This window comes from Desulfosporosinus sp. I2 (assembly GCF_000960765.1).
Taxonomy (GTDB): Bacteria; Bacillota; Desulfitobacteriia; order Desulfitobacteriales; family Desulfitobacteriaceae; genus Desulfosporosinus.
Genome location: NZ_JYNH01000190.1, coordinates 1 through 7,921, shown reverse-complemented (window position 1 = coordinate 7,921; position 7,921 = coordinate 1). Strand labels below are relative to the sequence as shown.

The window sequence follows — 7,921 nt, the reverse complement described above, 5'->3', positions numbered from 1 at the left end:
TTAAGTGCCTCGCAACATCTAGAGCATGCTGTCTCCCCTTCGCAATTCCAAAAACACTAGAACCGCTTCCTGACATTAAGGCACCATGGCACTCTAGATCGATTAAACACTGCTTAAGTATCAAAATTTGAGGAACCATTTGGGCCGATGCTGTCTCTAAATCATTATAAAGCAAATCCGCAATGTTTTTGGGCCCTTGGGTTAAAGCCTTCTCCCAACTTGTACGTGTTAAACTCCCTCCCTGTCCGGCTAAGTCAAAGCGACGATAAGCCTCCCTAGTATTCACTCCAGCATACGGTTTAACTAGGACCAGATCTATCTTAGGAGCTGAGTTCAATAATTCAAGTTGCTCTCCTCGTCCAGTCGTCCACATTGTTCCGCCGTGAAGACAGAAAGCGACATCAGCACCGCAACTAGCCGCAAGCTCTAGGAGTTCATTCCTAGCAAGAGGTTCCCCATAAAGTTGATTTAATAATCGAAGTGTTGCAGCGGCGTCCGAGCTGCCTCCAGCTAGACCAGCCTGTATAGGAATATACTTCTCAATCTCAATTTCGATTCCTTGAGATAGATCGCATCGTTCTAAAAATAATTTAGCAGCTTGATAAGCCAAATTTCCGGGACCACTTAATGTTCCACAACGGCATATAAGCTTGTCTCCTTGACGCCGAATTCGAACAATGTCGTGTAAAGCGATGGATTGCATGACACTTTGAAGCTCATGATACCCATCGTCTCGTATTCCCAGAATAGCTAAGGCTAGATTAATCTTAGCGTAGGCGAACGTTGTAAGAAAAGATTGTTCCATTTACACTGCCCTTTCCGAACATTAAGAAAGTATTTCCTTTCATTATACTTATTTTTGGCTTAGAGTTCCAGCACAAATCTAAGAAATATAGGGACGAAGATATTCCTCGTCCCTAACAATTTTCAATTTTATCATTCACCCACTACGACCCATTCACTCCGTTCTGGTTCATAAGACAAAGCCTTTTGTAATTCCATTCTTATCCGGATTTCCTCTTCAATCGGCTCGAGGTGCTCATAAAACATCACGAATGCATCTCCTGGTACGCAACTATCTAATCCCTTTCGAAATGCCTCTGTTTCGGAAAGTTCAATACTTATCTTCTGAGGCTCCATGCCACATCGTATTGCCTCATCGTAGAGCAATTGTGCTATTTCCCCCGGTTTACGTCCACGCAAGTCCCTATCCTCTCGTATAACTAGGCGTTGAAAACCCTTTGCTGCTATCCTACCTACTTCGCGTATCGTCTTATCCGGTCGATCTCCCGGGACCGTAATACAACCTACTAATGATTTCTTTTTAAAGTTCTTAAGTGTTTTGATGATTTCTTGAATACCCGCTGCATTGTGTCCATAATCGATAAATACATGAACCCCTTCCAGCTCGTAAAGATTTAGCCGTCCTCGATTGTGCTCGGCATCAGAACAAAATTCTCGAAGAGAATTGCGAATAGCCACCGTGCTCAATCCCAAGGCCCATCCTGTAGCGACCGCAGCTAAAGCATTATGGATGTTATGCTTGGCTTTCCCATCCCAAGTTACGGGTAATTGTTTAACCGAGCAGATTCTAAAGACTTGAGAACCTTGGAAAAGTGTAATGATGCCACGTCGGACAAAAACAGCAATTCCGCCTTTACCTAAATGTCTAAGAACCTGTATATTATCCTTTTCAGTACTGAAAAAGATAACTCGCCCTTTCGTGCGTTGTGCCATTTGTACGACATACGGATCATCCGCATTTAAAACTACAAAACTATGAGGCTTAACTGCCTCTGCAACCAGACTTTTGACATGAGCGATATCCTCAAGGGTCTCAATGCCATACTGGCCCAAATGATCATTGGAAACATTGGTAATCACTGCTACGTCAGCGTATTCATAACCCAACCCAGCTCTTAAAATGCCACCCCTAGCCGTTTCCAAAACGGCTACTTGGATATCTGGGTGTCTCAAAATAAACCTTGCGCTATCCGGTCCAGTGGTATCCCCTTTCATCCACTGTTTTTTATTAATGAAAATTCCATCCGTTGAAGCCATCCCCACCACAAGTTGTTGATCAATCAGCATCTTACTAATCATTCGGGTGGTCGTTGTCTTCCCATTCGTTCCGCTTATCGCGACAATAGGGATTCGTCCATTCCCCGAAGGAATCACTCTTTCGACAATAGCTCTGCCTACATCTCGCGCTTTGCCAACGCTTGGAAAATGGTGCATTCGAATCCCCGGTGCAGCATTTACTTCAATGATATGACCGCTCCCTGCCCGATAAGATTCTTCGATATCCTCAATAACTAAGTCAATCCCTATGACATCTAAGCCAATTAGTTTCGACGCATAGATCGCTAACTCAACATTATCTGGGTGGACGAGATCCGTCACATCCTTAGCAGTCCCACCTGTACTAATATTGGCACTATCGCGCAAATACACGACTTCCCCTAAATCGGGAACAGAGGATATAGTTAAGTTCTTTTGCGTGAGTGTTAAGAGAACCACTGAGTCAATCTTGATCTTTGTTAAGGCCTTCTCATGATCATCCCCACGCCGTGGATCTGTATTAGTTTGGTCAACTAATTCTGCAATCGTTGAAATGCCATCCCCTATCACATGAGCTGGGATCCGTTTTGCGGCGGCAATTAATTGATCTCCCACAACAACTAAACGATAATGTTGCCCCTCTATATATTCTTCAATGATAACCCAGTCCCCATAAGTTTGAGCAACCTTAAAGGCAGCTTTTACCTCTGCTGAGCACGTGATATTCAGACTTACCCCTTTCCCTTGGTTTCCGTGGAGAGGCTTAATGACGACAGCGGATTCCATTATGAGAAACGCCTCAACGGCTTCCTCCTCTGTCCTTACAATATGCCCAAAGGGAACAGGTACTCCACCGTCGTGCAGAATCTTTTTGGTCATTTCCTTATCACAAGCAATGTCCACAGCGATGCACGACGTTTTATCTGTAATCGTTGCTTGAATACGGCGTTGATTACGTCCATACCCCAACTGTAATAGACTGCCCCCATTTAGACGGTGAACTGGAATTTGCCGTTCCTTACAAGCGTCAACAATAACTTGTGTAGAAACCCCTAATTCGCATTCAGCTGTCACTCTCTTAATTTGCTCTACCGCTTTTGCTACATCAAAAGACCCTTGTTCCAAAAGCGTTTTAACAAGGGCATATCCTTGTTTAAATCCCTCAATGGCACCTTCTTTAGCTTCGTAGTTAAAAACAATCTCGTACCAACCTGGTTCTTCTTCAATCCCCATAGTCTTCCCGTATTTAATGGTTTGCCCTGCTAAGGTCAAAAGCTCTATAGTCACATGTTCAATAATATGTCCAATAAGGGTTCCTTCTTGTAGTCGTTCTAAAAACCCACCAGCTTTGCCAAGCGCACAATGGTGCTCTGCCAAAGTAGGTAAAGTCTCTACTAGCCGAAAACGGAAATTTCCCAGTTCATGACTAAATCGCTCAGTCCATTCTTGGAGATCCACAATCGCTCGAATAATTGGGCGATGGCAATAGACATTAGCCCCCTCGATCGCTTGGATTTCTCTAATCTCCATTTTTTTGTTGTTCCTCCTTAAAGTAGCATGGGTATTTTTTCCCTCACTAGTTTAAACCTTTTTCTCAATAGGTATTCCTCAAAAGGAAATCCGTCGTTAAAGTAAAGAAACTCTTCGTTTTAGATCAAAACTGTAGCCATCTGACAGAACATGCATAATTATTGGGCTTAATACTAAAGCTTGGCCAGGAGTCGTTTCGGAAACGTTGGTTGTGGTAGAGGAGGAAGCGTCCACGACCGTTACCGTATTGGTACCGATCACTAAAACATGAGCGTCAGACTGAACTAAAATTGCGGTGTCTTCATCAATTCCCACTCCAAGAACATAGGGATTTTGAGAAATTGCCGATAAAAGCCTGCCTATTCGGCCACGTTGGGCAAAATGCTGGTCAATAACCACAGAACGCAAAAGGCCCAATCCCGGCGCCATTGTTAAATTACTCTTTTTGGCAGTTCCTGCTTCTCCACCGACAATCATAGTATCAGACATGACAGAGGCACCTGCGCTCGTGCCCGCAATAATGATTCCCTTTTCATATAATTCTTGCAACATTGCACCAAGCACAGTCCCCCCCAACAAACCTGTAATCCGTAATTGATCCCCTCCAGTAAAAAAGATCCCTGTTGATTTTTCAAAATCTTTGCCAATCCCTTGTCTATTCGCTTGAGAACGGTCTGAAACGTCCAGAACCTGTACTTCTTGGGCTCCTAGCCTGAGAAATAGTTCGTGGTACTCTGAACCTACTTGAAGCGGGTATTCTGTCGCAGCCGTTAATACCGTAATACGGCTTTCTCTACCACCTGATTCCTCGATAAACCGTTTTAGAATTTTGCACTCTTCTTTTTTATCTTCCGCTCCACCGATAATTAACAGTTTCCCTACTGTGTGTTCCGTCATTTTGATCCCTCCAGTCCGCTTTATTCTCTACCTAAAGAGGGTTTAATTATGCAAGAACATTCGGAAATCCTGAACATACCATAAAGATAGAACTTTATTCCCTTGAGATTGGAGGCCTTATATAATGCCCAACTACAGAATTATCATCTATCCCGCTCGTCGAATACTTGAACTTTACCAAGGAACCCAGCGAATTCGTTATTATCCAATCGCTGTAGGCAAAAGGTCAACCCCCACTCCTCCAGGCCACTACACCATTGCTGCTAAAACAGTTCATCCTGGCGGAGTCTTTGGCAGTCGATGGTTGGGACTCTCTATTCCCCATTATGGAATTCACGGGACAAATAACCCCTCCAGCATTGGCCAAGCAGTATCTAAAGGCTGCATTCGTATGCATAACCATGACGTTGAAAATCTTTTTCAACTAGTAGGGACCGGTACCCCTGTGACTATCATGCCCTAATTTCTTAAAGCCCTAGAACGTAGATTACAAGGTAGACAGGTTAGACAGAGGGACAGTTCTCTTGTCTAAAAAGACAAGAGAACTGTCCCTCTGTCTACGTCCGCGCGTTCTGTCCCCGTAGCCCTCTAATAAGGACTCCTAGGATAGCCCCGACGCATTTGTCCTCTAGTTTCGACCCCTCCAACCCCATCTGTCCCAGTGATCGTATGGGTCAATATATCCTTTACCGAAACAATTTGATCTGTCGGAGTAAAAGCAATTCGTTCTACAATAAACACGGGATCAAAAGCATGAATGAGCATACGTTTAGGAGAAGAAGCGAAATTAGCTCCTGCCGAAAGTATTGCTTCATAATTTGATTGGCAAGCTCCAGCAAAAATCACCAAGGCATCTCGATTATGCTGAAAACGCCTTGCTTCCATAACAGATTCCACAAAATAACGTGAGCTACGGTAACTATCATTACTGTGGAAATCCTTTTTCCCATAAATGAAACCATCGTGCCCAGTCAATACTAAGATATCCGCGGGGTTCTCTTGTAAAATTTTGCGTATAACTCTCGGTTGTTCAATTTCAGATTTACAAATTCCTTTAGCATCAATTCCCATTTGCCGATACATCTTAATGCATTGGTCTAAATAATCTTGGTCGCCATCAAGTTGCAACACCCGCCCCGGTACTTCGAAAAATTCTCGTTTATCATCCAAATCCGCTTTCCTTTGACTGGTTAGCTTGTGTAATTTTTGGTATATTAACTTACTATCTTTACGCTCGTGATTTGCAACTTCACTCGGACTCTTAGCAACAAGGTCTGAGATTGGAGCATCCGCAAGTAGCCGTAAATTAATCCCTTTAAGAATTGCTGATTCTTCCCCTTTATAATTAACGTTTAACTGAGCAATGTGGAAGAAAATATCCTGTTGATGTGAGTATCGAGCAACAACATCTCCAACATGAAACATGGCTTACCTCCCTTTTCCGTTCATGGTTTGTGGTTCGAATTCTCTTACGCCTCCTGGATAAGTTCAACTAAACTTCTGATGAAGTAAGTTTCTTGGATCGCTATATACTATGTCGAACCTAATCAAAATGGCATATATTAGAATGATAACAATTTAGGTAAAGGGGGAACTAAGATGTTCGGGGTAGTCATTCCAGCCAAAAATGAAGAAAAGAGCATCTTGGCAGTCCTAACCACAGTTTTACGTCTTCCTATTAGCTATATTATCCTTGTTCTTAACGGTTGTACGGATCGGACGTTTGAACTTGCTCGTTTGATACCAGATCCTCGGATTCATATCTTATATTTTTCGGAGCCTTTAGGTATTGATGTCCCAAGAGCGGTTGGTGCGCTTTATGCCCGTCATTTAGGAGTCGAAGGAGCCCTCTTTCTCGATGGGGATATGTCTGGGGATATTTATCAAAGCCTTGTCCAGCTCCTAGCTTCCATTGAATCTGGTGTTGATGTCGCCTTAACAAATTGTTATCCCTACATTCCACATCGTCAAAAGCTCGCCAATCTAGTCCTTAGATTTCGTTCAAAACTTAACAGGGAGCTTGATCTTTTTAAGAGTCTCGGTCTAGCAACTCCCACACACGGACCTCATGCTCTATCTAAACACGCCTTAGAAACCCTTCCGATCGAGGCTATTGCGATTCCCCCGCTCACCCTTTATTGGGCAAAGAAACTGAGTTTTTCAATTAAAGTGGTTACCTCAATTCCTCATGAAGCCCTTCACTCGCCTAGAAAACATCGACGCCATGCCCGACTAATTGCGGAAACTATTATTGGTGATTGTCTTATGGGGATAGCACTAAGTCAAAATATCCCTCTGACTCGCTCTGTTGGAAAACACAACTTATTAGGCTACCATTCAGAACGGCGGTTTGATATCCTTAGGCTTTGGGAGGAGTCTCTAAAATATCAGAGCTTGTTTTATGAACGACATGTCATCGTGCCCTCAAAGTAAAAACCTCAAATACTGGTAAATTAACTAGTTTCTAAGTTTGGGATCAAGTTTATTTTTTTCGAAGTAATTTATAATTTTCCCTTTTTCATTGACCTGGACATGGACAGTGGGTTGCAATTGCCCCTTTTTAACCCCATTCCACTTCATATAAATTGTTTGACTATAGGCCTTATTCAAGATGGGATCGGAGTACTGAAGATCAATTACAATATATTGTGCGCTGATCTCCAGCTGTTTAGGGTAAATCTCTTCGCTAGGGATTGTGACAACTAAACTAGAGGACGTTTCTTTGGGGATTTCGTTGACAATTGAGGCTTCATCATGATAAATCGGTTTTTCGGATAATTGCTCATCAAAAACAACCGTTTTGCTGGAAAGATTAACAGCAGGGTGTATTCCCACGTTGTTGAATCTTAACTCAAAGCTAAGTTCATCTCCTAAGTCAATCTTTGGGGATTCCTTCATAACGAAGTAAGGGCGCGCAGTCTCTTGTTGGACCTTCCATGCGGCCACTGTCAAATAGACCGTAATCAAAGCCGTAAGTGCAAGTACTGTCGTCGCTATCGTCGCAATAATATTCGACCATCTAGTCAACTGATTCTTTGTTTTCCCCACTCCAGTCGTCCTCCATTTATCTTTAATATTTCATAAAGTCTAGACCCCCGCTCTAAAGGTAAAGGTTCTCTTTAAGCTTAACTTGCTCCACTTCAGTCGTTAAGGTTTCACATGTTTATGCCACCTTATGGTTTGGAAATTGATCACCTTTTATCCCAGAAATGCTAAAATATCTTTTGGATACTTTGAATATCTTGGTTAAAAGAAGAAATGAGCCTAACATTTAAGGCAACCCTTTATCATGCAATTAGAAAAAAAAGTATACACCGCAAAGGGTGTATACTCGTGTTCATCCGTTTTATCTTCTTGATTCAGATGGGGACCCCCCCCACCTGAATCAAGAAGAATATTGTTTATCGCTGAAAGCCTTGGTTAGAACCTGAAA

7 protein-coding genes are annotated in these 7,921 nt (G+C 42.7%); 2 read left to right on the top strand and 5 right to left on the bottom strand.

What is annotated here, in order from left to right; all coding sequences use genetic code 11:
• The 3 genes from ispE to UF75_RS23745 all read right to left on the bottom strand — a co-directional run.
• Positions 1-805: 4-(cytidine 5'-diphospho)-2-C-methyl-D-erythritol kinase (gene ispE, locus UF75_RS23755; protein ID WP_045576996.1), on the bottom strand; the 805-nt coding region annotated here is incomplete at its 3' end.
• 131 nt (positions 806-936) lie between these two features.
• Positions 937-3,591: a cyanophycin synthetase gene (gene cphA / locus UF75_RS23750; protein WP_045576995.1), complete on the bottom strand. Its 2,655-nt coding sequence runs from the start codon at positions 3,589-3,591 to the stop codon at positions 937-939.
• A 96-nt stretch (positions 3,592-3,687) separates the two neighbouring features.
• Positions 3,688-4,488: a cyanophycinase gene (locus UF75_RS23745; protein ID WP_045576994.1), complete on the bottom strand. Its 801-nt coding sequence runs from the start codon at positions 4,486-4,488 to the stop codon at positions 3,688-3,690.
• Between the two features lie 124 nt (positions 4,489-4,612).
• Here UF75_RS23745 and UF75_RS23740 point away from each other — a divergent pair, with 124 nt between their 5' ends.
• Entirely contained in the window at positions 4,613-4,951 is a 339-nt protein-coding gene (locus tag UF75_RS23740) for a L,D-transpeptidase (RefSeq protein WP_045576993.1), read from the top strand.
• Positions 4,952-5,076: 125 nt separating this feature from the next.
• Here the strand turns inward: UF75_RS23740 and yabG are convergent, their stop codons facing one another.
• Entirely contained in the window at positions 5,077-5,913 is an 837-nt protein-coding gene (gene yabG, locus UF75_RS23735) for a sporulation peptidase YabG (RefSeq protein ID WP_045576992.1), read from the bottom strand.
• A gap of 174 nt (positions 5,914-6,087) precedes the next feature.
• Here yabG and UF75_RS23730 point away from each other — a divergent pair, with 174 nt between their 5' ends.
• Positions 6,088-6,921, top strand: a complete 834-nt coding sequence (locus UF75_RS23730) for a glycosyltransferase family 2 protein (RefSeq protein ID WP_045576991.1) — start codon at positions 6,088-6,090, stop codon at positions 6,919-6,921.
• A gap of 24 nt (positions 6,922-6,945) precedes the next feature.
• On the opposite strand, the gene UF75_RS23725 is transcribed toward UF75_RS23730, so the two are convergent.
• Positions 6,946-7,536, bottom strand: coding sequence for a hypothetical protein (locus UF75_RS23725; RefSeq protein ID WP_045576990.1), 591 nt, complete (start codon positions 7,534-7,536; stop codon positions 6,946-6,948).
• Between the last annotated feature and the right edge of the window lie 385 nt (positions 7,537-7,921).